This window comes from Geobacter sp. 60473, assembly GCF_036323535.1.
Taxonomy (GTDB): Bacteria; Desulfobacterota; Desulfuromonadia; order Geobacterales; family Geobacteraceae; genus Geobacter; species Geobacter sulfurreducens.
Genome location: NZ_AP028967.1, coordinates 3,618,265 through 3,644,174, shown reverse-complemented (window position 1 = coordinate 3,644,174; position 25,910 = coordinate 3,618,265). Strand labels below are relative to the sequence as shown.

Annotated in this window: 26 protein-coding genes; all 26 read right to left on the bottom strand. The window is 62.4% G+C overall.

What is annotated here, in order from left to right:
• Positions 1–8: 8 nt before the first annotated feature.
• The 26 genes from fliK to AABA48_RS16525 all read right to left on the bottom strand — a co-directional run bounded on the left by fliK (position 9) and on the right by AABA48_RS16525 (position 25,757).
• Entirely contained in the window at positions 9–1,454 is a 1,446-nt protein-coding gene (gene fliK / locus AABA48_RS16650; protein WP_286351380.1) for a flagellar hook-length control protein FliK, read from the bottom strand.
• Between the two features lie 213 nt (positions 1,455–1,667).
• Positions 1,668–2,192 (bottom strand): MotE family protein, encoded by a 525-nt coding sequence (locus tag AABA48_RS16645; protein WP_254278295.1) that lies wholly within the window; start codon positions 2,190–2,192, stop codon positions 1,668–1,670.
• A complete protein-coding gene (gene fliJ, locus AABA48_RS16640) occupies positions 2,192–2,632 on the bottom strand; it encodes a flagellar export protein FliJ (protein WP_286351379.1) in 441 nt (146 codons plus the stop codon). The genes AABA48_RS16645 and fliJ overlap by 1 nt, the downstream gene beginning before the upstream one ends.
• A 60-nt stretch (positions 2,633–2,692) precedes the next feature.
• A complete protein-coding gene (locus AABA48_RS16635) occupies positions 2,693–4,018 on the bottom strand; it encodes a FliI/YscN family ATPase (protein ID WP_119331672.1) in 1,326 nt (441 codons plus the stop codon).
• A complete protein-coding gene (locus AABA48_RS16630) occupies positions 4,011–4,892 on the bottom strand; it encodes a FliH/SctL family protein (RefSeq protein ID WP_286351378.1) in 882 nt (293 codons plus the stop codon). The genes AABA48_RS16635 and AABA48_RS16630 overlap by 8 nt, the downstream gene beginning before the upstream one ends.
• Complete coding sequence (gene fliG / locus AABA48_RS16625; RefSeq protein ID WP_010941079.1) at positions 4,879–5,871, bottom strand: flagellar motor switch protein FliG; 993 nt, start codon at positions 5,869–5,871, stop codon at positions 4,879–4,881. Before fliG ends, AABA48_RS16630 begins: the two co-directional genes overlap by 14 nt.
• 11 nt (positions 5,872–5,882) lie before the next feature.
• Positions 5,883–7,466 carry a flagellar basal-body MS-ring/collar protein FliF gene (gene fliF / locus AABA48_RS16620; RefSeq protein ID WP_286351377.1) on the bottom strand — a complete coding sequence of 528 codons (1,584 nt, stop codon included), beginning with the start codon at positions 7,464–7,466 and terminating at the stop codon, positions 5,883–5,885.
• A gap of 24 nt (positions 7,467–7,490) precedes the next feature.
• Positions 7,491–7,793 carry a flagellar hook-basal body complex protein FliE gene (gene fliE / locus AABA48_RS16615; protein WP_286351376.1) on the bottom strand — a complete coding sequence of 101 codons (303 nt, stop codon included), beginning with the start codon at positions 7,791–7,793 and terminating at the stop codon, positions 7,491–7,493.
• Between the two features lie 106 nt (positions 7,794–7,899).
• Positions 7,900–8,340 carry a flagellar basal body rod protein FlgC gene (gene flgC, locus AABA48_RS16610; RefSeq protein WP_286351375.1) on the bottom strand — a complete coding sequence of 147 codons (441 nt, stop codon included), beginning with the start codon at positions 8,338–8,340 and terminating at the stop codon, positions 7,900–7,902.
• 2 nt (positions 8,341–8,342) lie between these two features.
• Entirely contained in the window at positions 8,343–8,762 is a 420-nt protein-coding gene (gene flgB, locus AABA48_RS16605; RefSeq protein ID WP_286351374.1) for a flagellar basal body rod protein FlgB, read from the bottom strand.
• 229 nt (positions 8,763–8,991) lie between these two features.
• Positions 8,992–11,082: a tetratricopeptide repeat protein gene (locus AABA48_RS16600; protein WP_286351373.1), complete on the bottom strand. Its 2,091-nt coding sequence runs from the start codon at positions 11,080–11,082 to the stop codon at positions 8,992–8,994.
• 201 nt (positions 11,083–11,283) lie between these two features.
• On the bottom strand, positions 11,284–12,387 hold the full coding sequence (locus AABA48_RS16595) for a response regulator (protein WP_338270725.1): 1,104 nt from the start codon (positions 12,385–12,387) through the stop codon (positions 11,284–11,286).
• Between the two features lie 24 nt (positions 12,388–12,411).
• Positions 12,412–12,918, bottom strand: a complete 507-nt coding sequence (locus tag AABA48_RS16590) for a chemotaxis protein CheX (protein ID WP_286351371.1) — start codon at positions 12,916–12,918, stop codon at positions 12,412–12,414.
• Positions 12,915–13,277: a response regulator gene (locus AABA48_RS16585; protein ID WP_010941071.1), complete on the bottom strand. Its 363-nt coding sequence runs from the start codon at positions 13,275–13,277 to the stop codon at positions 12,915–12,917. Before AABA48_RS16585 ends, AABA48_RS16590 begins: the two co-directional genes overlap by 4 nt.
• Before the next feature lie 159 nt (positions 13,278–13,436).
• Complete coding sequence (locus AABA48_RS16580; RefSeq protein WP_010941070.1) at positions 13,437–13,844, bottom strand: bacteriohemerythrin; 408 nt, start codon at positions 13,842–13,844, stop codon at positions 13,437–13,439.
• 173 nt (positions 13,845–14,017) lie between these two features.
• Entirely contained in the window at positions 14,018–15,637 is a 1,620-nt protein-coding gene (locus tag AABA48_RS16575) for a methyl-accepting chemotaxis protein (RefSeq protein ID WP_286351370.1), read from the bottom strand.
• Positions 15,638–15,773: 136 nt separating this feature from the next.
• Positions 15,774–17,423: a methyl-accepting chemotaxis protein gene (locus AABA48_RS16570; protein ID WP_338270724.1), complete on the bottom strand. Its 1,650-nt coding sequence runs from the start codon at positions 17,421–17,423 to the stop codon at positions 15,774–15,776.
• A 273-nt stretch (positions 17,424–17,696) separates the two neighbouring features.
• Positions 17,697–17,972: an ArsR/SmtB family transcription factor gene (locus tag AABA48_RS16565; RefSeq protein WP_119331663.1), complete on the bottom strand. Its 276-nt coding sequence runs from the start codon at positions 17,970–17,972 to the stop codon at positions 17,697–17,699.
• Positions 17,973–17,994: 22 nt separating this feature from the next.
• A complete protein-coding gene (locus AABA48_RS16560) occupies positions 17,995–18,375 on the bottom strand; it encodes a rhodanese-like domain-containing protein (protein WP_286351368.1) in 381 nt (126 codons plus the stop codon).
• Between the two features lie 20 nt (positions 18,376–18,395).
• Positions 18,396–19,226: an MBL fold metallo-hydrolase gene (locus AABA48_RS16555; RefSeq protein WP_286351367.1), complete on the bottom strand. Its 831-nt coding sequence runs from the start codon at positions 19,224–19,226 to the stop codon at positions 18,396–18,398.
• On the bottom strand, positions 19,223–19,435 hold the full coding sequence (locus tag AABA48_RS16550; protein WP_286351366.1) for a YgaP family membrane protein: 213 nt from the start codon (positions 19,433–19,435) through the stop codon (positions 19,223–19,225). Before AABA48_RS16550 ends, AABA48_RS16555 begins: the two co-directional genes overlap by 4 nt.
• Positions 19,436–19,449: 14 nt before the next feature.
• Complete coding sequence (locus tag AABA48_RS16545) at positions 19,450–19,878, bottom strand: C-GCAxxG-C-C family protein (protein WP_286351365.1); 429 nt, start codon at positions 19,876–19,878, stop codon at positions 19,450–19,452.
• Positions 19,853–23,086 carry an efflux RND transporter permease subunit gene (locus AABA48_RS16540; protein ID WP_286351364.1) on the bottom strand — a complete coding sequence of 1,078 codons (3,234 nt, stop codon included), beginning with the start codon at positions 23,084–23,086 and terminating at the stop codon, positions 19,853–19,855. Before AABA48_RS16540 ends, AABA48_RS16545 begins: the two co-directional genes overlap by 26 nt.
• 5 nt (positions 23,087–23,091) lie before the next feature.
• Positions 23,092–23,235 (bottom strand): hypothetical protein, encoded by a 144-nt coding sequence (locus AABA48_RS16535; protein ID WP_286351363.1) that lies wholly within the window; start codon positions 23,233–23,235, stop codon positions 23,092–23,094.
• Positions 23,236–23,307: 72 nt separating this feature from the next.
• A complete protein-coding gene (locus AABA48_RS16530; RefSeq protein WP_286351362.1) occupies positions 23,308–24,420 on the bottom strand; it encodes an efflux RND transporter periplasmic adaptor subunit in 1,113 nt (370 codons plus the stop codon).
• The gene (locus AABA48_RS16525) at positions 24,417–25,757 is read right to left on the bottom strand and encodes a TolC family protein (RefSeq protein WP_286351361.1); all 1,341 of its coding nucleotides are present in this window, start codon (positions 25,755–25,757) and stop codon (positions 24,417–24,419) included. Before AABA48_RS16525 ends, AABA48_RS16530 begins: the two co-directional genes overlap by 4 nt.
• Positions 25,758–25,910 lie beyond the last annotated feature (153 nt).

Sequence of the window (25,910 nt, the reverse complement as noted above, 5' to 3'; positions counted from 1 at the left end):
TCCTTCTGTCAGAGCCTCACGTCGACGAGGCCGTTTTCGCGCCGGTCGGTAACGTAGTGGCGCGTGTCCTCCATTGTGGCTTGGACGTCCCCGTCGAGTTCTTCACCACGGGCGGAAGAGAAATGGGTTCCCCCCTGGCCTGCCTGCCCCCCTTCGCGGAAGAGCTGGTGCTCGAACCCCTGGCCGGTGCCGGTTGAGACGTCGAAACCGGTCATGGTCAGGTTCTGGCGTGAGAAATTCTCCTTCAGGTTGTCGAGATTGTTGAGGAGAATATCCCTTACCTGGCCGTTGGCCGCCACTACATCTACCTTGACCTGCTGGTCAGCCACCCGGACGTTGATCGTGAGCTCGCCCAGTTCCACCGGGTTGAGCCTGATTCTGATCCGGCCATTGCTGTTGGGCTCGCGGGTCGTGACGGCATCCCGAACCTGGGCCATGATGCTGTCGCGGAGCGAATGGGACGACTCCGACGTCGGCCTGGTTTCGGTCGGCTGGGCGGCAGAGGTCTTGCCCGCCTCGTGGGTAGCATGTCCGGAGACGACATCCTTCATCGCCGTGGACTCCTTGCCGGTGAACGCCTGGTCGTGGCCTTCGGCGAAGTGCTGCTCGCCTGAGCCGTCCCTGACGGTCACTTCCACGTCCAGCGCCTTGACCTGACTCCCGGTTGTTGCGTCAGCCCGGACTTCAACGGACCTGGGTTCGACCGGGTTGACGGTGTCGGCCTTGCCTGCCGGAATACCTTCCGCATGCCTGACGGGTATCCGATCGGGATAGGCAGCGGTTGGCCCCATGGTGCGTACCGGAGAACGGGTTTCCGCGGTCGCCTCCTCCGTCATGCCGACGGACTGTGGCGACTGCTCCGCTTTAGGGAGGATATCGGCTCCCGCCTGGCGGACCGGGGTCCGTTCGACGGCAACGTTCAGCACCTCCACCGGTTTTTCCGCCGCGCCTGCGTCAGCAACCGCTGCGGTTTGTCCGGCCGGGACGGAAGAAGCGGCTGCAACCGGCGCTTCCGTCGGCGCGGTCTGCACCATGGCGTGGGCCATAGTCGAGGCGAGCGGTTCGGCCACGGTCGTGGTGACCGGAGACGAAACCGGCGCAACGGGCGCCGCCGCTGCCGTTCCGGATGAAGAGACAGTGGATTCCGGTGCGGGTGCGGCCTCTGCGGGCAGAGGGAGCGGGATGGGCGGAACCAGGCTTGCCAGTGCGGCATCGGTGGCGGAAGGATTCTCTTGGTCCTGGTCCTGGTTCCGGGCGGCACTCTCAAGGGACCCGCTCGACGCATCCGGTACTTCCTGAGTGGCTGCGTTCGTCGTGACGGGTGGCATGAGCAACCCGGCAAAGAGCGAGGCGAAGAGACTGTCGTCGCCGGCAGGCAGGGCAGGGGCTTCAGACGGGATTCCGCCGGTCGGTATGACCTGCGGGGCGATCTGGAGCAACTGCATGATTTCCATACGTGTTCACCTCCTTTCGTGTGGGATGGAAACGCTGCAGAGAGCGCTTCCCAATGCCAAGCTATTCAGTTGTCAAGGAACTGACTCTCAAACAAAACGACGCACGGACGCAACCTGCCACGGCATTGCTGCCGGTGATGCATAGTGCGTCCGTGCGTCCTGACTGGCGCGGCGAGCGGCATTCCGTGCCTTCCCGCCTCCTGCTTCGTACGTCTACTTGGCCGCCAGGCTGTGGCGGGTCCAGCGCAGCGCCCGTTCCTGCTTCATCAGCGGCAGGAGCTTGGCAACGCGTTTCTGGTCCATCTCGTTCAGAATCTCGAGAACCTCTCCCTCATCCATCTTGTCGAGGAGTTGCGCCGCCTCGGCGGGTTTGAGGGCCTTGTACACCTTGAGCATCTTCTGGTAGTTGGCGCTCTGTACCTTTTTGCGGGCATCAAGGGAACGATCCAGGGCCGCCTTGGCCGACTCCAACTCCTTCACCCGGGCTTCGAGCTTGGCCGAAAGATTCTTCAGCTCCTGTTCCTTCACGGCCAGAGCCGCCTCACGGGCCGCCAGCTGCTGGCGCTTGGCCTCCACCAGGGCCATCTCGCCGACAACACTCTTGCCCGCTGCCGCTGCCGCGGGGGCCTGGGGCTCGCCGGCCGCCGGCTGGGCACCGGCGGGCGGCGCGGATACCGGCGGAGCCAGGAGGAGCACTCCCGACATCACCATAACCGTTGCCAAAAGCGACTTCTTCATTACCGTGCAACCTTCTGCAGCGCCATTTCGTCCAGAAAAGCCCGCTCGCGCTCGGCCATCTCCCGGCGGAAGGCAAGCATCTGCTTCTCCTTGAGGAGCTCAAGCGCCTTCTTGTCCTTGGCGGCGTCCATGAGATCCTCGCGCTTCTCGCTCATTTTCCGGTTCAGGTTGTCCACTTCGATCCGCTGGAACTGGATATCCATGTGCTTGCGGGCGAAGAAGTCCGCGTAGAGCTGCAGCTCATTGGCCGTGGTGCCGGCGGCCTGCTTGTTGTTGTACTCAACCCGGGCGCGGTCGGCCTCGGCCTCGTGCCGGCTCAGCACGTCGGAGGCATGTTCGAACTCGTGCCGGGCCGTGGCAAACTCCAGCTTTTTGACCTTTTCCACTTCCTTCCGGTAATTAAGAACCTGCTGTAACTGAAAACCGTGCTTGTGCGTCATGACGGGCTCCGGAACATGGCGGTTTCAGGAGAAATTCCCCCTGCCCCCTTCTTTTTGCAATCAGAGTGCCATCCCCTCGTCGAAGATATCGGCAAGTTCCGTTATCGACTGTTCCATTGAAACCCCGTCGTGGATTCCCTGGCGAATGAAGTTGACCATGCCGTCCATCTTGGCGATGGCATAGTCGATGGTCGGGTTCGATCCCGGCTTGTAGGCACCGATATTGATCAGGTCCTCGGCCTGGCGGTAGGCGGCGAGCAGCTCCTTGAACCGGGAGGCGAGCTGCTGTTGGCTCCGCTCGGTCACGTCGTTCATAACCCGGGAGGCGCTGGCCAGGATATCCAGGGGAGGGTAGATGGCCCGGGCCGCCAGTTCACGGTTCAGCACGATGTGGCCGTCCAGGATGCTCCGCATGGCATCCGAGATCGGTTCGTTGAAGTCATCCCCCTCAACGAGCACCGTGTAGAGTCCGGTGATGCTCCCGTCCAGAAAGCTGCCGGTCCGCTCCAGGAGCTTGGGCAGCGCTGCAAAGACCGACGGCGTGTATCCCTTGGTGGTGGGCGGCTCGCCGATGGCAAGCCCTACCTCCCGCATGGCCATGGCAAAGCGGGTGGCCGAGTCCATCATCAGCAGCACCTTCTTCCCCTGGGCCTGGAAATACTCGGCAATGGTGGTGGCGATGTAGGCGCCCCGCATCCGGACCAGCGGAGGCTGATCGGAGGTGGCCACCACGACCACGGACTTCTTGAGTCCCTCCTCCTGGAGGTCCTTCTCGATGAATTCACGCAATTCGCGCCCCCGCTCACCGATGAGGGCGATAACGTTCACGTCCGCCTCGGTATAGCGGGCGATCATTCCCAGCAGTGTCGACTTTCCGACACCGGACCCGGCCATGATTCCGACACGCTGCCCCTCGCCGCAGGTGAGCAGCGCATTGATCGCCCGGATACCCAGATCCAGCGGCTGGCGGATCGGCCGCCGCTTCATGGGGTTCACCGGATTGGCGTAGATGGGGTACTCTTCGCGGATGGCCAGGGGCCCCTTATCGTCGATGGGAACTCCGAGTCCGTCGATAACCCGTCCCAGCAGCCCCGGCCCCACGCCGAGCGATGCCTTTTTCCGCTTCACCGAGATAAGGCTGCCGAGCCCCACCCCGCGCAGCTCCCCAAGTGGCATCAGCAGCGTCTTGTTGTCGCGGAAGCCGACCACTTCGGCCGGGATGGGATCACCGTCATTGGGGTGGACGAGACAGAGTGTCCCGACCGCTGCATCGGGGCAGAACCCTTCAATGACGAGCCCCACTACCTGGGTCACCTTGCCGTGGAACCGAATCGGCTTCATGGCATCCACGGCGGCGAGATAGCGGGAAAGATCGATTCTAGACATCGTCGCGCGGTCTCTCTTCGCTTCCCTTGACCCAGGCGCCCTGTCCCTTGAAGGGGGCGATGGTTTCCTCGCCGCCAAAGGCGAGATCGGGGCGGGAATCGGCATCCGGCGAAACTGACGGCTCCACGGGAGCGCTGCGCTCCTCCAGCAGCGAGCGATAGATCTCGTCCAGTTGTGCTTCGATCCGGGCATCCACCGTGCCGGTGGCGGTCTCCACCAGACATCCCCCCGGGCCGATGGATTCATCGGGGGCGAGGGTTATGGCCGACCCTTCGCCGAGCCCCGCGAGGAACGCCTGGCGGTTGGCCGAGACCTGTGTGTAATCATCGGGGTTCAGGCGGACCACCACCCGGTCCCGCTCGGTGCATCCCCCCACCGCCGCGGCAACAATGGCCGCCAGAACCTGGGGGTCCTGGGCCACCTCCCGCTGGACGATCTTGCGGGCAATCATCACCGCGAGCCGCAGCAGATCCTCCTCGCTCTCCTTCATGACGCGGCTGCGCAGCCCGGTCAGGGCGGCGACACCGTCCCGCAGGGACTTGAAGACATTGGCGAGTCCCCGTTCCGCCTGGCGGCGCCCTTCGTCCATGCCGTTGCGGAAGACCTCGTCCACCCGCGCCTGGAGTTCGTCCTCGGCCAGCACCACCTTCCCCTCGAGATTGAACGGGACGACCGGATCCGGATCGGGTTCCTCCGCCGACTGAAGCCCGGGCAGTGGTACCGGCGTACCCAGGGCAAAGGGGACGAAGCCGTCTGCTTCCGGCGGCAGCTCCTGAGGCGCATCCGCGGCAATGAAGCCGAAGCTGTAGCTGCGGATGGCCTGGTTCGGCGACTGGTCAACCTTGATGATGCGGGAGGCCTTAGACGAGGACATCGTCGCCTCCGCGTCCTGCAAGCACCACCTTGCCCTCTTCCTCCATCCGGCGGACGATCTTGATGATCTCCGACTGCCCCTTCTCAACGTCCGACAGGCGGACCGGGCCCATGACCTCCAGGTCCTCCTTGATCATCTCGGCGGCGCGGCTGGAAATGTTGCGGAAGATCTTGTCCTTGATCTCGTCCGGCGCGGTCTTCATGGCAAGGGTCAGGGTATCGTTGGAAACCTCCCGCATGATTGCCTGGATGGAGCGGTCGTCCAGCTTGAAGATGTCCTCGAAGGTGAAGAGGTGCTTGCGGATGACCTCGGCCAGGGGCGGGTTGAGGGTGTCGAGCTTTTCGAGGATCTGCTTTTCCTTGCTCCGGTCCAGGTGGTTGAACATGTCAACGACCTTTTCGACGCCGCCGACCTTGTAGCGCTGGACGCCGCCCATGGCGGTCAGCTCCCGCTTGATGACCTCGTCGATGTCGGCAAGAATCTCGGGCGAGACCTGGTCGACGTCGGCAATCCGCATCACCACCTCTGCCTGGAGCCCCTGGGGCAGCATGGAGATGATTTCGCTGGTCTGCTTGGCCCTCAGCTTGGCCAGGATGACGGCGATGGTCTGGGGATGTTCCTGGGAAAGGAAGTTGGCAATGGATTTAGCGTCGAGATTGGCGAGGACGTCAACCATGTCGCCAAAGCTCGACGACTGGAGCTCCTTAAGCAGGATCTCCGCCTTCTGAGGCCCTAGAGTCTGCTCGAGAATCTTGCGGACGAATTCTTCACCCTGGGAGAAAATGCCCGTATCGGGGTTGGTGAGGGAGGAGTACTCCGTCACCACGTCCTGGATGACGTTGCGCGGAACATGGCCCAGGGTAGCCATGCTCTTGGATATCTTCTTTATCTCGTCGTCGTCCAGGTGTTCAAATACCTTTGAGGTCGCTTCGGGACCCAGATAGAGGAGCAGTATGGCCGCCTTGTCGGTTCCTGTCATGGATTCGAGCCCTATTCCTCACCCTTGTCTCGCAGCCAGTTCTGGATGATCTGGGCCGCCTGATAGGGTTCCTGCTTGATCTTGTTGATGAGCTCCATCTGGCTCACGGTCTGGTTGCCGATCTGCAACCGATGGATCTCTGCAATCTGGTTGAGGGCATCCTCGGACGCGGGAATCGGCTCGAAGGAAGTGCTCTTTTCCGGCTTGAGGGTCTTCAAAAGCGGCCGCACCACGAAAAGGAGGAGCGCCAAGAAGCCGAAGCCAATCAGGCCGTTCTTCAGCAGGGAGAGGAAAATGGGGGCGTTCCACCATTTGTCGGCCTCACCGGCCCCGACATCACCCGTATCCTGGAACGGAATATTGACAACCGTCACCTGATCGCCCCGCTCTGCATTGAATCCGACCGAGCTTTTCACCAGGGAGTCGATCTTCTGGAGTTCGTCCGGCGAACGGGGCGTGTACTTGGGCTTTGCCTCTTTACCGTCCTTGCCGGGTGCGGAAGCATCATACTTGCCATCCACCAGGATTGCCACCGAAACCTTGGAAAGGGTCCCCACCGGCTCGATGGTGCGGGCGGTGGCGCGGCTCACCTCGTAGTTGAGGGTCTCGTCGTTCTTGCTGCCGCCGCCACTGGCCCCTGCGGGCTGGCCGGCCGTGCGCCCCAGGTTGGTCTGCACGCCGGGCACCCCACCCGTGACCGTCGAACCGTCTTGCTTCTCCTCGGACCGCTGCTCGCTGCGGACCACGGTCTCGGGGTCGTATTTTTCCTCGTAGCGCTCCACCTGGCGGAAATCGAAGACCGCAGAAACCCGGGCCACCGACCTGCCGGTACCCACCGCTTTGTCAAGCAGCGACTGGAGACGCTCCTCGGTACTCCGTTCATAGGCCCGCTGGACCTCCTGCATGGAGGCGGTCATCTTGCCTGCGGCATCCCCGGGGGTGTTTTTGGACAGGAGCTTGCCCTTCTGATCGAGAACCGTCACATGCTCCGGGTTCATCCCCTCAATGGCGGATGCAACCAAGTGAACGATCCCCTGTACATCGTTTTCACGAAGCTGGCGCTGCCCCTTCACCTTCAGGACCACCGAAGCCGTGGCCGGCTTTTCGTCCTCCTTAAAGAGCGACTTCTCGGGAATCACCAGGTGCACCCGGGCCTGCTCCACCCCGGAAATCTGGCTGATGGTACGGGACAATTCACCCTGGAGAGCCCGCTGGTAATTGAGTTTCTGGACGAAATCGGTCATGCCGAAATTCTTTCGGTCGAATATCTCGAATCCGACCCCTCCACCTTGAGGCAGGCCGTCGGAGGCCAATGAAAGCCGCAGATCATAGACCTTGTCGGAGGGGACAAGGATCGCCTTGCCGTCGGCGGCGATGCGGTAGGGGACCTTCTGCTCCTTGAGCTTGGTCACGATCTCGCCGGCATCCTCGCTCGTCAGGTTCGTGAAGAGGGGGCGATAGTCCGTCCGGTTCGCCACCAGAATCAGGATGGTGAAGGCAATGACCGACAGGCCGACAACGCCTCCCACCACCCAACGCTTGGCCGGTGGCAGTGCCATGAAAGGCTGGATCAGTTTGTTCAGGGCTTCAGGCATGAAGTACTCCGGCGGGTGTCAGGGCTAGACCTGCATCCGCATAACTTCCTGGTAGGCCTCGACCGCCTTGTTCCGCACCTGACTCAGGAACTGAAACGAGATGGACGACTTTTCCATGGCGATCATCACCTCGTGAAGCCCCTTGGATTCGCCGGATACGAGTCCCTTGATGGCGGTGTCCGACTGGGCCTGGAGCTCGCTTACCTTGGAAACCAGTTCGCCGAAGAATTTGCCGCTATCAGCGGCCAGGTTACCGGGTTTCGCCTCACCGGCGGCCGAAGGGAAGGCCTGGCCTATTCCTAATCCGCTCTCGATTCCGTCTATCACATGGTCCTCCTAAAAAAATCTTAAAGTTTCGTCGACTTTTGCCGACACGTTCTCATATGGGGGGCTGTGTCGAGCCCCTTTTTTGCGTCAAAAAAAAGAACGCGACCTACCGCGAGCCGATCTCCAGGGTCTTCAGAGCCATGTTCTTGGCCGCCTGCATGGCGGTCACGTTGGCCTCATAGGCCCGGGTCGCGGCGATCATGTCAGCCATTTCCTCGACCACGTTCACATTGGGAAGGGCCACATATCCCTTGGCATCGGCATCGGGATGGCTCGGGTCGTACTGCAGCCTGGGCGGATTGGGGTCTTCCACGATGCCGGTCACCTGAACCCCCTGAGGAGCATTCTTGCGCATCCGGTCGAGGGCGGCGCGGAACCCCTCGCCCACTTGGGTGGCGGCGAATACGGCATCTTTTCGCTTATAGGGGCCTCCCTCGGCGGTACGGGTGGAGTTGGCATTGGCCAGGTTGGCGGAGATGAGGTTCATCCTGGTCCGTTCGGCGGACAGGGCGGAAGAGCTGACCTGCATTGCGCTGAAAAAGTCCATGGCTACTGTCCTTTGATGGCGTATTTCATGCCTTCGAACTTCTTGGTCAGAATCTGGATCGAGGCGTTGTACATGATCTGGTTCTCGGCCATGCGGCTCATCTCGGCCTCAAGCTCCACCCCGTTGTTGTCGCGCCCGGGAGTCGGGGCCGGTGTCTCGATGACCGTTCCCTCGACGCTCTGAACGGAGGCGGCCTGCCCCTTCAGGGGGATGTGCCGGGGATGCGTCGTCGTGGGACTCCCCGTCTTGCTGCCCTTGAGGGCGGTGCCCAATTCCTTTTCGAAGGAGAGGGCCTTGGGTGTGTAGTTTGGGGTTTCGGCATTGGCCAGGTTGGCAGAGATCATGGTATGGTTCCTGGCCCTCAGGTCAACCGCCTTGGCCAGGGAGTTTATGGTCGTTCCGAACATAGAGTCGACAGGCATCTCGTTCCTCCTTTGTCTCCCGCATTGCGGATAGAGCAAAAGCCGTACCAGCTTTTCCAGACCGCCTACTATCCTGTAATCAGGGGCAAACGGCACTTTCCCCAGGCACCCACGTCAAAAGTTTGAACCAAAAACGGTCAGACCGGCGTCATTCTCTCATTCTCATCCCCAAAGAAAGAGGGAGCGCCTCCGTGCTCACTCTTAGGCGGCCACCCTGGGATCCAGGTCATCATTTTGACTTGCGGACCATTCCCGTGAGCTCCATATCGGCAAGGAGGCGCGATGCCATATCCCGCCAATCAGGGTCTTTGCCCTCCTTGACCACTGTCCTGAGATAGTGGGCAGCCTCCTCGTAACGTCCTTCGGAGCGGGCGATTTCGCCCAGTTTGTAGAGGAATGGATCCCGCTCTTCGGGAGAAGCCTCGCCGGCGGCCCGCAGTATTTCCTTGGCCCCCTTGCGGTCACCCCGCGACAGCCGCGCGGTTGCAGCCACGTAGCTTGCATCGGCGGCCAGCGGCGACGACATTTCGCGACGCCGGAGCTCGGCCAGGAAGAGGAGCATGGCCCGCTCGGCATCGCGCCGGTTGCCGGCGGCGTCCAGGGACTTGCCCAGATAGTAAAGGCTCTCGGCATACTCGGGCCGTGTTCCCGACGCCAGCATCCCAGACAGCCGGCCCACCACCCGCTGGAAGTCTCCCCGGTTATACTCGACTGCAGCAAGCTCCTCCCTGAACCGCTGCACCCATGGGTGGGCCGGGAATCGCTCCACAAATTCACCCGCGGCCTTCTCCATGAGGGCGGGGTCTCCCAGCTGCTCGGCATCGTGGAGAATCCTGCGATAGAGCTCGGGGGCGTGCGCCCGGTTTTGTTCGCGGATGGCGAGATTCGCGTACAGGCCGACCTCCTCCTTGATCCTTCCCAGATCGCCGAAAGCGGCGGACAGGTTCTTGATGAAATCGTCCTCGGCCAGGACGCGGCCAAGATAGTCCCGGTTCTCCAGGGCGAGCTTCACAAGGGCTTCGTTGTCACCGGCGCGGGCGACCCGGCGGTAGACCGGCACCAGGAGCTCCTCACGCATCCCCTTGGCGATGCTGACATACATCCCGCGTGGAAATTTTTTCTCGTATTCAGCCACCCGGCCAAAGGCCTGATCGGCATCGCCATAGAGGGAGAGCAGCAGAGCCGCCTTGAATAACCCCTGTTCGCGCAGGCCGAAATCAGTGCCCCGCTCATAGATCTCCAGGTAATCCTTCACCAGCGGGCTGTACGCTGCGGGCTCCAGGGCAAGCAGCCGGCGATCGGCGAGCTTCATCCGGGCCTGCCAGCTCCCCTTGCTGCCGGTAAAATTGTCGGCAACGTTGCGGTAGATGGCCATCGCCTCCTGGTCCTTACCCTGTCGCGCCAGGATGTCGGCCATGCGCACCAGGAGCGCCGGCGCGTACTTTTTGTCGGCCAAGCCGGCGATGAGCGATCCGAGCAGCCGGCGACCGCCCGCCAGATCGCCGCTACGGGCCACGCTGTCGGCATAGCAGAAGGCCGTGGCCGGCGATCGGGTGAGGAAGACGGGCCACTGGCGCTCCGCCTCGCGAAAAAAACGAAGGGCATCCCCGTACTTCTGAAGAAGGTAGCTGGCTTCCCCCAGCCGGTAGAGGGCCAAGGGGCGGCCGGGAGAGTCGGCGCCTATCCCGGCGAAGATCTCGGCGGCCTCGCTGCCGTTGCCTTCATAAAGGGCAGCCTCGCCAGCCGAGATCAGCGCGACTTCGGCGGGGGGGACCATCGCTTCGAGCACCCGCCGGTCGGTGGGGGTAAAGGGAATCTCTGACTTAAACGGCGGATCGAACGTGGTGATGAGCTGCTCAACCCCTACCTTGATCCCCTCGCGACCCTGGGCGAGAGGAGGCGAGCGGCGGGGGGCCAGCGACGCTCCCACATCGAGAGAAACAACGCCGACGCCGGGCGAGGTTGAGACGCGTACACCCCGGGGGTCCCCCTTGATCGTTACCGTTACCATAAGGTCATTACCGCGCGGCGCCACGACCACCCCTTCCACATGCGCATCGCGGTAGCTCCGCAGCTTCTTCCAGCGGCCGCCGGCCGTGTTGCTGAAGACCAGCCGAACCCTGTTTCCCGAGAGCTGGTGCAGAACAGGGGCAGGATCGCGCTCGAACGCCATGGAAAGTCGGGTAAATCCCCCGTGGCCGCGCACCCCCATGCGCAGCAGACGGTTGTCCGGGCCGGTATCGGCGCCGGACGTGGCAAACGCGGGCAGCGGCAGCAGGACCAGTGCACAGAGCAGCAGCTTGACGATGAAACGAATCATGACATGGACACCTTTTGCGGCCCCGGCACAGGGGAGCCGGATGACGGGATAGATTTCCCCGGACATATCAAGGCAAAAGCCGTGCCGTAACATTGGGTACATGCAACAGGGCGAACAAGGGGGATTTGGATGGGTCAGCGGGGTCAAGCGTCAAAGGGAGGGCGACAGCGGGTCACAATTTTGACACAAACAGGCAGTACGTCAGGCGGCTTTCAGAAACTTTGCCACCTTGGCCACCACCTCGTCGGACTGGTAGGGCTTCACGATAATGTCACGGGCGCCGTACTTGACCGCCTTGAGGACAGCAGAGCGCGTCCACTCCCTGGCGCACATAATGATGGGGAGGGTATCTCCCTGGGCAATCGCCTTGATCTTGATGCAGACCGCCATGTCCCGGTCGTCGCCGTTGTGGATGCCCAGAACCACGAGCCGCACCCCGCCCTGGTCGAATATCTCCCTGATATCCGCGTCAAGGCCCGCCTCCACCGGCTCGTACCCTTTTTCCTCCAGCAACTCGCGGATGCGCTGACGGTCCGACTCATCATCCTCCAGGATGAGGACCCGCCGGCAGTTTTCATCCACCGGCCGAGGCACGCCGGCTGCGGCGGCCGCAGGTTCCTGCGCCGCCTCGCCATCGGCCTCGGTTCCGACCTCGACTTCCTCGGCATCATCAGGTGCGTCTACGGCCTCAGTCGCGGTTTCTTCAACCGGCGGCTCGGGCTCCTCCACGGGAGGATCGAACAGCAGAGCCAGATCCATGGGGATGAGAATGTCGAGGTTTCCCATCTCCATTCCGCTCAACTCCATGCGGCCGCGGAAGAGGAGGTACTCACCGTCGGGAACCGGCTCGGTTTCGGTCAGCTCGGTACTTTCAGGAATGAATTTCTTCGGGGGGACGACCTTCAGGTGAACCTTGTTGCCGAAGGAAGGCTGGAACACCGAGTTGAACGAGCCCACCACCTGGTTGACGATCTCGGAAAAGGCATCCACATCGTCATTTTCCATGATGGCGAGCCGGCGCTTTTCATTGATCCGCGCCGTGGGAATGCCGAGCAGGAAACCGCTCATGCAGATCGCATCGCGGAGGCCGAATACTACGTGAAATTTGCCCGCATAGTCGCCGCTGGCCGTCACCTCGGCCACGAAGCAGACGTCATCCATGTCGCAGAAGTACGTCTGCCGGTTAGTGGCAATGCGGTCGGCCTCGTCGATGACGAGTTCCTGCCCCAGCAGTATGCCGCTGTCTTCGGCGGCTTGCCGGAACGAATTGTTGACGACGTCGGTGAGTGTGCCGAAACCTTCCATGGTCGGAAAAAGCTCCTGCTTGACTTAGGCTTCCTTCTGAAGTTTGAGGCCCACCAGGAACCGCGCATCGTCAATGATAAAAGGGATGATGACGCAGTCGCTGTCTGCCATGGCGTTGAGCGTGTACTCCTCGCCCGAAATAACGGTGGGCACCGACAGGTGCAGGTCCGTCCCACCCTTCGAGAGTGCCATCTTCACATAGCCTCCGAGCATGTTGGCGATCTCGCCCAGGGCGTCGTTCACGTCCTCGCCCACCTCTTCCACCTCCATACCGAGCATATTCGAGGTGACCTTGAGGGCGAGCTCCAGAGGGCAATGGATCGAGAGAATCCCCGAGTAGGTGCCCGCCAGACCCACCATGCCGGTGACACTGCAGTGGAACGTGGTAACGGGCTCCCTCAGCGGGTACTGGTCCTGGGGCTCCATCATCACCATGGTGCCGAAGACTTCTTTTGTCGCCCCGATGATATAGCCGGCGAGTTGCTCCTCGCTCAACTTGCTCGACGAGGCCACATCGGAGTTAAGACTCATAGGAGACTCCCGAGTTTCTCGTTGAGCTGGTCCGGAGTGAACGGCTTCTTGATGCTGTCACTGGCACCGCTGGAAATGGCTTCCTTCAGGATATCCTCCCCACCTTCGGTAGTGATCATCACGATGGGTGCCTTGTGGCCGTTGGCCCGGGCCTGCTTGATGAATTCAAGGCCATCCATGTTCGGCATGTTGATGTCGGAAAGGATCAGATCCACGCTTTTGCCGGAAAGGACGTTGAGCCCTTCGATCCCGTCACCCGCCTCGAAGATCTCGTCCACGGGCAGCCCTGCCTGTCGGAGCGAGCGGGAAATGATTTTTCTCATGGTCGAAGAATCGTCCACGATGAGTACGTTGGCCATTGGTGCCTCCTTCATTCGATGGTTTTACGTGTATTCGTGCTCGCACGGCAGGCCGGCGAGTCAAAAACTTGAACGTGCCCGTCAACTCCTCACAGGGCGGGACTTCACGGACACGTCCGACTGCTATGCATACTTTGTTCCAGCCTGCACGACAGGAGGCTAGGAAACCCCTTTGCCATTCAGATACACGCCGTATTTCTTGTCGTCTCCCTGGATATGCTTGGAAAGCCAGTCGCGCAGGAAGGTCATGACGTTCTGGGTCAGCACCGCCTTGCCTTCCTGGAACTGCTTCTGCAGATCGAGCACCTGCATGACCAGAGCGTTATGCTCCTTTTTGTGGGCTTCGAAGTCAGGGTAGCCGTACTGCTTCATAATCCGCTCTTCCGCGGCGAAGTGAGTCTGAGTGTACTGGATGAGAGACTTCAGGATGTCCCCCATCACCTGGTTCCCCTTGCCGGCCTTCATGGCGTCGAACAACTGATTCACCATGTCCACCAGCTTTTTGTGCTGGTCGTCGAACTGCTTCACCTTGACGCTGAGCGAGTCACTCCACGAGATCAATGCCATCCGTCCACCTCCGAATAAATTGAAACGCCATGGTTAAGGTTATCGGCACAACCGTTGGAAACTTTAACAGAATATGTCGTGGTGAAACAATGTACCGACTACCACCCCTGAAACATCCATACAAAGGACGGAGCCCCTCGGCAGTGCATCGAGGGGCTCCGGAAGCGCGGCGATCAGACGCTGAGCTTGAATCGTCCGACGATCTGTTTGAGCTGATCCGAAAGCTCGGCCAACCCTTGGGCTGCCTCGGCTGAATCAGCGACGCCCTTTGCCGTGGTCTCGATAATCTCGGTTATCTGCATGACATTGGTGCTGATCTCAGTGGTGACACGGGTCTGGTCCTCAGCAGCTGCGGAAATTTCCCCCACCTGGCAGTCGAGCGTGCGGAACTGTTCGAGAATGGTTCGTATCGCCTCGCCAGAGCGGGCGGCCTCCTCGGAGCCGAGTTCCACCTCTTTGACCCCCTGCTCCATGGCAAGCACCGCACCCCTGGTTTCTCCCTGAATCCCTTTGATCATCTGGGAGATCTCCCGCGTAGCCCGGGACGTCCGCTCGGCAAGCGCCCGCACCTCGTCCGCCACAACGGCAAAACCACGGCCCTGCTCACCGGCCCGGGCCGCCTCGATCGCGGCGTTCAGGGCCAACAGGTTCGTCTGGTCGGCGATGTCCTCGATGGTGGAAATAATCTCTCCGATCTGGTTGCCGCGGGCACCCAGGCTTTCCACGGTCCGGGCCGAGTCTTTGACCCGCTCGGCGATCCTGGCCATGATGTCGACAGTCTTCTCGACAACGACCGCGCCAGTCTGGGCGGAGTCGTTGGCCCGCCGGGAGCTTTCGGCAACAGTGCCGCAGTTGTTTGATATCTCGAAGGTGGATGCCGCCAGCACCTCGCTGGACGAGGCCACGGTGTTCACCTGCGTGGCTGCCGCCTCGGCACCGTGTGCCATTTGCTCAGCATTGGCCTGGAGCTCGTAGGAAGCCGACGCCACCTGGAGGGTGCCCTGGGAAACCTGGGAGATAATGTCGTGAAGCTTTTCCACGAAATTGTTGAACGAAACGGCCAGGGTTCCCAGCTCGTCTCTGGACTGGAGTTCAATACGCTTGGTCAGGTCGCCGTCGCCGTCGGCAATGTCGCGCAGGCGGTCATTGATCAACCGAAGGGACCTGAGAAGGTAAATGGCGGTGGACGAAATGCTGACGAGCATGACCACGGCCACCAGCAGCACGGCGCCGAAGATCTGAAGGCGGATGGCGGCGATGCTCCTGTCCATCTCCCTGGCGGCGCCCTGGTAGGCAACACCCACCTGTTTGGGGATGTAATTGTCGAGCAGTGGTTCGAACTCGTTGAGGATATCGCGTAACTCTTCCCGGGTTTCGGCCAGTTCAGCGCCCTGGAAGTTGCTTCCCTGGGCCACGGAGGCAAGCTCCTGGAACTGCTGCACATACTGGGTAGCGAGCTTGCGCGCGTTTTCGGCCCACCCCCTGATCTTCGGATCATCCGTATTCTTTAGGATGACGTCCAGCTCCTTGTTAACCTGGTCAACCGCTTGCTTGACCCGCGGAACCCACTTGTCCTGCTTGCGGTCAAAGAACTCGGCCTCGTATTCCCTGGCCTTGAGCATGGCTATGTTGCCGCGCAATGCCGTGTTGTTGATCAGGGTGAGCCGGTCCATGAGCTCCTGCTGTCGGTGGACCTTGGTGAAGCCGACAACCATGAACACAATGATGACCACCATGCCCAGCAGGGTAACCCCTACCGTCATTCCCATTCTCTGCTTGATCGTCAGTTGCATTGCAGGCATCTCCTCTGCGGCGTTTTACCGGTGACACATACGGTAATACACCCCGCTATTTGGCGTACTATTCCGACCATCGAGAAGACACCGAATAAAACTGAGACATGCAAGCATGCCCGGTTACTGCTCTTTGTCATGCTGAAAGCCGGAATGTCATGACAATATTTTGCAATTGTTCAGCCAAATCTGCGAGCTGCCCTGCGGCTCCGGCAGATTCCTGCGCACCGCGTGCGGTTTCATGGGCCGTATCGGTGATGGCCTGGATGCTGCCACTGATTTCGGTGGTGGTGGAGGTCTGCTGCTCGGCCGCGGTGGCTATCTGGCTGATCTGGAGCGAAACCGAGCCGATCTGCTCCAGGATTTCCCGCAGAGCCGCCCCCGAACGGGCCGCCTCGCCCGTGCCCTTCTCCACCTCGCGCACTCCTTCATCCATGGATGCCACTGCCCCGCGGGTTTCGTTCTGGATTGCCTTGATCATCAGGGCGATCTCGCGGGTAGCCCGGGTGGTCCGCTCGGCCAGCGCCCGAACCTCGTCGGCTACCACCGCGAAGCCGCGACCCGATTCACCCGCCCGCGCCGCTTCAATGGCGGCATTGAGTGCCAGAAGATTCGTCTGGTCGGCAATATCCTCAATCGTGCCGATGATCTCGCCGATCTGGTCACTGCGGGAACCGAGACTATCAACCGTGCGGGCCGCATCCTTGACCCGCTCGGCGATGCGCCCCATGACGCTGACGGTCTCCTGGACCACCGCGGCTCCGCTCTCGGCCGTTTCGCTCGCATGACGGGCGCCGTCGGCAAGGGAGACGCAGTTGCCGGCGATTTCCATACTCGTGGCGGCCATCTCCTCGCTGGCCGTTGCCACGGTGGCTGCCTGACCGGCCACATTCTCTGCCGCTTCCGCCATCTGGCGCGACGCCTCCTGGACTTGGCCCGCCGCAGCGGCTACCTGCAGGGCGTTGTTGGCAACCGTGCCCACGATGCCCTGGAGTTTCTCCACAAACCTGTTGAAGGCGCAGGCCAGTTCGCCTGACTCGTCTTCCCGCTCCACCGCGATCCGCCGGGTCAGGTCTCCCTCTCCCTCGGCGATGTCCTGCAGGCTGGTCACCGCGTGCCGCAGGGGCCGAACCACGCCGAGCCCCACGGAAAAGGCCAGCGATAGGGCAAACAGGCCAAAGAGCGCCGTCCCACCCAGCACTACCCAGCGAAGCCTGGCCATGTCGGCACGCACGTCATCCACGTAGATGCCGCTGCCGATGACCCATCCCCAAGGTTCGTACAACTTCACGTACGAGATTTTTTCCACCGGCTCGCCGGCTCCCGGCTTGGGCCAGAGGTAGGGAACGAATCCCTCTCCCTTCTCCCGGCAGACCTTGGCAAACTCGCGGAAGAGGTAGGTGCCGCGCGGGTCCTTGTTGCCGGACAGATCCGTGCCGTCCAGTTCGGGCTTGATCGGGTGCATGATCATCCTGGGCGCCAGGTCGTTGATCCAGAAATACTCCTTGCCCTGATAGCGGAGTTGTTTGACATGGTCGATGGCCCGTTTCCGGGCCTCTTCCTCGGTGATCTCCCCGCGCTTGGCACGTTCTCCCAGGTCGGCCACGAGGTTGTAGGCCACCTCAACCACGCTCTTTGTTTTCTCCTTCTTGCCGTCCATCATCTTTTCGCCGATGAGCGGCAGAAGTGCGAAAAAGACGAGGGCTGCGATGAGAACGACCGTAATACCGGAGATGGTCATGATCTTCGGCAGGATGCCCCAGTTGCGGTATCGCTTGATCTCCATGGACGACTCCTTTTCGCTCCGGCGCCGGCCGGACGACAGACGTATTCCCTAAGGGTGCGTACAAGTTAGTATCGACCAAAATGGCTGTGACTTTAGCTGACAAAGCGCAATTACGGGAAAACTTGTGGAGGGAAAACGTACCGGCGGGAACCGCACCCGGCCGGATGAAGCGAAAGGCTGCGGCCGGGACGGAGGGGGTGCCCCGTCTCGCGGCCGCTTAAGCCATAATGAGGTACCGAGAGTGAAAATCAGGGACGGGAAGGCAGCCTGTACTCAGAACAGGGCCCTGACCACCTGTGCCGGGGCACCCTCGCGGAGGGAGTAGCAGACCCGGGCGCCTTCGCGCCGGGCCTCCAGGACACCGTGCTCCCGCATCACCTTAAGGTGCTGGGAAACTACCGCCTGGGGCATGCCGAGGCACTCCCAGATATCCTTGACGCAGGCGCACTCGCGCGCGAGCCCCGCCGCGATCCGCAGCCGCACCGGATGGCCGAGGATGCGCAGCAGCTGGGCCGATATCTCATAGTCTCGTGTCAGCTCTTCATTCATGGTCATCACCTCACGAACGTGGTCAACGGGTGACCGGAAACCCGTTGCGATACCAGCCGACGATGCCGTCGTGCATGTTGTAGACTTCTCCGTATCCCCGCTGGGCCAGGTAGCCGGCCACGAGTCCCGAGCGGGAGCCCACGGCGCAATAGACCAGCACCGGCCTCCCCCTGGGGATTTGTGCGATGCGGCGCTCCACCTCGTTGATGGGGATAAGCACCGACCCGGCCAGGCGGGCCTGACGGTATTCGTCAGGGGTCCGCACGTCCAGGAGAAAGACGTCGCGTTTCCTGTCAAGCAGCGTCTTGGCCTCGGCCGAACCGATGTTGCGGTAGGGCGCAGCCAGGGCAGTGGCGGCGAGCAACGTCACCATGAGCACGGCAATGATGAACTTCCTGATCATGAAAGATCCTTTCCTTGCGTTCAGACTTCCAGGGTGTATCCCACCGCAGACGGGTGAAACCGGCCGGGGAATTCGTGCATGAGCCGGGCAGCGGCAGCGAAGCCGGTACAGTGGCTTCCCACGAGCTTGTGTACTCCCAGCTCCCGCAGGGACTTCACTGTTTCATCCAGTTGCTCCCGGCCACAGAAGCCGAGATGGGTACCGCCGATGACCGTGTGCACCATGGACTCGCCGGTGCATTCCAGCGCCCATCGGGCCGTGTTGACCACTCCCGCATGGCAGCACCCCAGCAGCAGCACCAGCCCCCGCTCCGTACGGATCACCAGGGACTGATCATCGCGAACCGGGTCGGGCCGGCAGCCCGCCTCATCACAGAAAAGCCCCGCGTCGCCGGTCTCGAAGGCGGTCGTGCGGGGAACCTCGCCGGTCAGGTAGAGGCCGGGGCCGATCTCCCGGAACCGGGAGTCGAAATCGTAATGCGCTCCCTGCCCCTGCAGAAACGCCTCGTCAAAGGGGATCCCTATGGAGAGAGGGTCCCCCGTATCCTTCACCCGATAGCGGGGAGTGAAGATCCCGGGGTGAGCCAGCACCGTCTTGCTCCCGCATGTGCGCAGGAGAGGCCAGAGGCCGCCGGCGTGGTCGTAATGACCGTGAGAGATGACGACGCGGGGAACGGCGGCCAGATTGCGCCCCAGGCGCTGGGCATTGCGCAGGAGTGTTTCTCCCATCCCCGTATCGAAGAGGAGCGAGCCCCCCTCCCACTCCACCAGCGCCGCGAACCCGTGCTCACCCAGGGTGCCGGACACCGGCCCCACCGTATTGTCGCAGAGAATCGTGATCCGGCGGGTCATCTGTCGCAGCACCCCTTGGGAAACTTCGGCACTCCCAGTTTTTCAAGGAAGTACACCATGGGGCACCAGTTGGTGAAGCCCGACTGGAAGAGGTTCAGCCCGACAAAAGCGGTGAACCAGAGCCAGTTGGGGTTGTGGAAGCGGGCGAGCGCCAGGGAGAGCATGATGAATGCGCCGGCGATAATCCTGAGCATTCTGTCGATGTACATGGGTATCCTCCGTTTTACTCTTCCAGTAATTCCGCCGCCTTTTTGGCCACTTCACCGGTAAGGACCGCGCAGCCGCCCTTTCCCTTGGCGTTTTTGGTGGCGATGCGACAGCAGGTTGCGCCGTATTCGTGCCTGAACCAGTCATGGAGTTGGCGGGTGAGACGGTTCACCCGTCGCTTGCCCTCCCTCACCGCCAGCCCGAAGGCCATAGTTCCCCCGGAAACCGCTCCACACAGACAACCGGCATTGGAGCCGCCGCCGAAGCCGGCCGCCACCCGGACCACGTCCTGGGGCGTTTCGGGTGAATAGGCGTTGCGCATCGCCATGAGCACCGCTTCGGCGCAGTGCATCCTGCCCGTGCGGTAGAATCCCTCCGCGTCGAGCCCGACCTGCTCGGCAAGCGAGTCGGCCGGTGCGTTATCCTTTTTCTTCAACCAGAACATCCGAGTTCCTCCGTTTTTCCTTCCAGCGCTCCACCAGGAAGTAGACGATCGGGATCGTCACCCGCGACAGGGTAGTGGAGGCGATCTCCCCGAACATGAGCGCCAGGGCGAGGCCCTGGAAAATGGGATCGAAGACGATGACGAAACTTCCCACCACCACGGCCGCTCCGGTCAGGAGCATGGGCCGGAACCTGACCGCTCCGGCCTCGATGATGGCCTCATCGAGGGGGAGCCCCTCCCGTCGTTTCATCTCGGCGAAATCAATCAGGATGATGGAGTTGCGGACGATGATGCCTGCCAGCGCAATGAAGCCGATCATGCTCGTGGCCGTGAAGAACGCCCCGAACAGGGCGTGCCCCGGCAGGATGCCGATGAGGGTGAGCGGAATCGGCCCCATGATGACCAGCGGCGTGGTGAAGTCCTTGAACCAGGCAACCACCAGCAGGTAGATCATGATCATAACCGCGCCGAAGGCGAGACCCAGATCCCGGAAGACCTCGTAGGTAATGTGCCACTCGCCGTCCCACTTGATGCCGGGGCGCTCCTCGCTCCAGGGCTGGGTGGCTGCCCGCTGCTCGATCCGGTAGCCGCCGGGCAAGGGTATCTTGTCAATCTCCTTCTGCATCTTCAGGATGGCATAGACCGGCGCCTCGATGGCCCCTGCCACGTCGCCGGTGACGTAAACCACGCTTTTGAGGTTCTTGCGGTAGAGAGTCTGGTCCTCGACGCCGGTGGAAACCCGCACGAGCTGGGACAGGGGGACGTTCCCCCGGGGACCGGGCACATAGATGGAGGAGAGGGCCTCCACCGAACTCCGCTGCGCCGCCGGGAGTCGCACATTGATGGCCACGGGCTCCTTTTCCCGGGGAAGATGCATGATTCCGGCGTCAACCCCACCCAGCGCCATGCGCAGGGTCCGGGACACATCTTCCACGGATATCCCCGACAGGGCGGCCTTTTCCCGATCCACTGCAAACGAAACCTTCGGCTGGTCGTCCTCGACGTACCAGTCGGTGTCCACCACGCCGTCCACCTTCTCGTAGATGGCCTTGATCTTACGCGCGATGTCCAGGCGCGTGGCATGGTCCGGCCCATAGACCTCGGTGACCAGGGTCGAGAGGACCGGCGGGCCGGGCGGCACCTCGGCCACCTTGATCCGGGCACCGTGACGGTCGGCCACCGCCTTGAGCAGTGGTCGCATCCGCTTCGCCAGGTCATGGGATTGGGCCGAGCGCTCGCTCTTGTGGACGAAGTTCACCTGGATGTCGGCCACGTGGGAGCCGGTGCGCAGGTAGTAGTGTCGCACCAGGCCGTTGAAGTTGAAGGGAGCGCTGGTCCCCACGTACATCTGGAAGTCGGTCACCTCGGGGATGCCGCGGAGCGCCTGCCCCATCTCGGCGGCCATGCGGGCCGTCTCCTCCAGAGGGGTCCCCTCGGGGGCGTCGATGATCACCTGGAGTTCGTTCTTGTTGTCGAACGGCAGCATCTTCACCGTCACGAGCTTGAAGTAGAGGAGTGAGCACGAAGCTACCAGCAGCACCGCCACCCCGATCATGAACCCGGCCCGGAGGGGGCGGTTGTGCAGCAACGCTCCCATAGCCTTCCGGTAGAAGACCGTCAGCTTCGACTCCTCTGCCGCGACATCGCTGCCGTAGTGGGACTCACCCTTCATGAGGCGGTAGGCGAAGTAGGGGGTCACGATAAAGGCGATGAACATGGAGAGGAGCATGGCCATGCTGGCGCCCACCGGGATCGGCCGCATGTACGGCCCCATGAGCCCCCCCACGAACCCCATGGGCAGAATGGAGGCGATGACCGCGAAGGTGGCCAGCACCGTGGGGTTGCCGATCTCGTCCACGGCCCGGATGGCCGCCTCCAGCGGTTTGAACCGGGTCGTGGTGAAGTAGCGGTGGATGTTCTCCACCACCACGATGGCATCGTCCACCAGAATCCCGATTGAGAAGATAAGAGCAAAAAGGGTGATCCGGTTCAGGGTGTAGCCGATCTGGTTGAAGACCAGCATGGTCAACGCCAGGGTCACCGGAATGGCGATGGCCGCCACGGCACCGGCCCGCCACCCCATGAAGACGGCGATAAGGATCGTGACCGAAATGGCCGCCAGGAACATGTGGTAGAGCAGCTCGTTGTTCTTCTCCCGGGCGGTCTCACCGTAGTTGCGGGTCACCGTGACCTTCACGTCGGAGGGGATCACCTTCCCCTTGAGGGCCTCCACCCGATGGAGGAGATCCTCGGCTACCCAGGTGGCGTTGGCCCCCTTGCGCTTGGCCACGGCAATGGTCACTGCCGGATAGTTTTCCGCCTGGTTGCCGCTGATCCCCTTGGTCCCCGCGGCCGGCCCCAGCCCGAAGAAGACGTAGTTGGCCGGCTCAGGCGCTCCGTCGGTGACCGTGGCCACGTCGGCCAGATAGACGGGGCGGCCGTTGAAGACGCCCACCACGAGCCGGCGGGCATCGTCCGCATCAGCGATGAAGGAGCCGGTCTCCACGATCGTTTCCCGGTTGTCGGCGGCGAAGGCCCCGGATTGGAGCGAGGCATTGCCCGCGTGGATGGCTGCGGAAACCTGGAGGGGAGAAAGATTGTAGGCAGCCAGGCGCGCACTGTCCAGACGGACCGAAAGGGTCCGGCTGAGGCCCCCTTTGATCTCGGCCTCGGCCACGTTTTCGCCCTTCTTCAGTTCGTCGCAGATTTCCCGGGCTATGCGGCGGAGCATGAACCCGTCGTAGCGCTCGGACCAGAGGGTGAGAGAAAGGATCGGCACGTCGTCGATGGACTTGGGCACCACGAGCGGTTCGCCGGCGCCGGGGGGGAGGAGGCCCCGGTTGCTCATGAGCTTGTTGTAGAGTTTCACGAGGGAGTCTTCCATGTTCTCCCCCACCAGGAAACGGACCGTCACAAGTCCCATCCCCGGCCTGCTCATGGCATAGACATACTCCACCCCGTTCAGCTCCCACATCTTCCGCTCGATGGGGGAGACCACCCGCTCCTCCACTTCCTGGGGGGTAGAGCCGGGCATGGGGAGGTAGATGTCCACCATCGGCACCACGATCTGGGGCTCCTCTTCGCGGGGGGTCACCAAGACCGCGTAGACCCCCAGGAGCAGGGAGGCTATGACGATGAGGGGCGTCAGTTTGGAATCGATGAACGCCCGGGCTATTTTGCCGGCAAAGCCGAGATGGTGATTATCCATGGTTATCAGAACTCCGGAAAGGTCCACCCGTGTCGCAGGACCAGGACAATACAGATGATGAACAGCCAGACCGCCAGCACCCAGAACAGCCAGGACGGGCAGCCAGTGTTGGTTTCGTCTTGTTCAGGGTCGCGTCCGTCGTCGTGCATGGCGGCGGCTCCTCCCCGCACCTGAGCGCGGAGCAACGGGCTGCCGCGCCTCCTCTCCCGCAGGCATCCCAGCTACTGGATTTTCGCCCCCTCGACCACCTTTTCCAGTCCGGCTGCAATGACCCGCTCACCGGCCGTAATGCCCGAAAGAATCTCGATCCGGCCGCCCAGGGTTTTTCCCGTCTTCACGAGTCGCAGCCGGGCGACGTTCCCCTGGTCCAGTGTCCAGACCGAGGAGAGAGCCCCCCGCTCCATCACCGCCGACTTCGGCACGAGGATTCCCTGCCGTTGGCCGGTAGCGATGAAGGCCCGACCAAACATGCCGGACCTGATCCCCGCGCCCGCCAGTTCCACCTTGACGGTGAAAGTTCTGCTCGCCGGATCGGCGGTGGGCACGATCTCAACCACCCGGCCATCCAGCGAGAGACCGGCTCCCTCGATGGTCACCGGCACGCGCTGGCCGAGTCTTATCCGGCCGGCGAGGGACTCGGGAACGGACGCCTCAAGTCGGCGCCCCCCGTCACCCTCGATAGTCACCAGCGGCGTACCCGGAAACACGGTCATACCATTTTCCACCTGCTTTGCGGTCACTACCCCGGCAAGCGGCGAGACGATGCGGGTGTAGCCCGCCACCACCCCGGCCGCCCGCGCATTCTCCCTGCTCGCCGTCAGACGGGCCGTGGCCCGCTCGACACCCTGCTCGGCCACGTCCCGGTCGGCACGGCGGTTGTCCATCTCCTGACGGGTCACTGCCTCGTCCTTGAAGAGGTTGGCGTAGCGCTCATAGGTTGCGTCGGCCAGCCGTTTGCGGGCACGGGCTTCGTCCAGCGCCCGCTCCGCCTCGGCCACCTGGGCGGCCGCAGCGGACGCCTGGGCCGAACTCTCGGCGGCCTCAAGGGTCACCAGGAGTTTTCCCCTGCCCACACGGTCCCCCTCCCGCACGAGAACGCCGGTTACGGTGGCGGGAAGCCGGGCCGCAATGACGGCGACGTCTGCGGCGCGTACCGTCCCCACCACCTCCGCGCCGTCCGGGATAGCCTCTCCGGCTGCCTGGACCAGTGTCACTCCCGTCACGACGGGGGGCTGTTCCGATTCCGCCTTGTCCGCCTTATGGCCACACCCCGTGAGGGCCGCAGCAAGGAGGACGACGCCACAGGCCGCTCTCACTCCTCTCCCCATCCTCATTTCACCGTCTCCTTCAAAAATAGTCCGGCCGCGTGGTAAACGCGGGCCGTGGCCAACAGATACTCGCTCTCCCGCTCCACGAGGCCGGTCCTGCTCCTGTTCAGGGCCGACTGCGCATCCAACAGCTCCACCATGGTGGCAAGACCGTTTTCGTAACGCTTCGCCACGATGCGCATCCCTTCGTCGGCAGCCAGCAGAGCGTGGCGGGCCACCTCAAGCCTCTTGCCGGCCTCTTCGCGGCGCAAGGCGGCCTCGCGAACCCTGAGCACCACCTCCTTGCGCTGCTGCTCCAGGTACTGGAGCGCAGCCTGCCGGACGGCACCGGCTTTGGCCTGGTCGTGCGAGCGACGCAGGCCGTCGAACAGTTCCCACCGGAGGTTCACGCCGGCCATCCAGGCGTCGTTGTCCCGGCCGAAAGGGACATCCCGGTCGTTCATCTGGTACGACGCCCCGGCATAGACCGTGGGGAACCAGGCGCTACGCGCAGCCCCCACCGCCGCCTCGGCACGCTCCACGTCCTTTTCGCCCCCTTTCAGATCGCTGCGATTGACCAGAGCCTCCCGTACCAGCTCATCCTCAGAGAGCCGCACCGGCGCACTGGTCAGTTCTTCGGCGATGTCGAGGGATCCGCCGGCATCCCCCCCCGTGGCCAGAGCCAGCCGCATCCGGGCCAGGCGCAGATCGTTCAGGGCAGTAATAGTGCGCTGTTCCGATTCGGAAAGAAAGGTCCGCGCCCGCAACTCGTCGGAACGAAGCGCGGTACCCTCACGGCTCCGGGCCTGGGCCACCCGCAGGCTTTCCCGGGCCTCGGCCACCTCCTTCTCCGTCGCTGTCAGGGTCGCCCTCCCCTTCTGGACATCGAGATACGCCGCGTAGACCGCCAAGCCCACATCCTCCCTCCGCTGGGCAAGGGAGAAACCGGCCCGTTCCGCCTCTTTTTCGGCCATCTCCCGACCATAGCCTATACCCAGGTCGAACAGGGGCTGCTCCAGGGTGACCGCGGTCCGGAAGTCCCGGTAGGACGAAGGGGTATTCAGGTTCTCGAGCTGGAAATCGTCGAGGGTGAATCGCCCCTGGTCGAGCTTCATCATGAAGACCCGGTCCGGCGCGTCCGATGCGGCAAAACCCTCTTCGAGGAAAATATGGGGGAAGTAGCGGCTGCGGCTGGCGGCGGCCCCCCGTTCGGCCGCCTCACGCTCAAAACGGGCGCCATTCACCAGATGATTGCGCTCAAGGGCCGACAGAAGGGCCTGCTGCAACGTGACGGACCGGTCGGCGGCCAGCAGCACCGGCGGACTGAAAACAAGCATCGAAAAAGCGACGATAAGCAACCTCACCACATTCCTCCCCGTGGCTGCAGAGCCACACGCAAACATATAATTTTGTATATATATGCCATGCCGTATATTGTCAACGGAAAAAGTATACCTGATCTTGAAGATTTTTTCATTTTTCACTGAATCGCCCTGGAACGCTTTAGGGAAAGCACC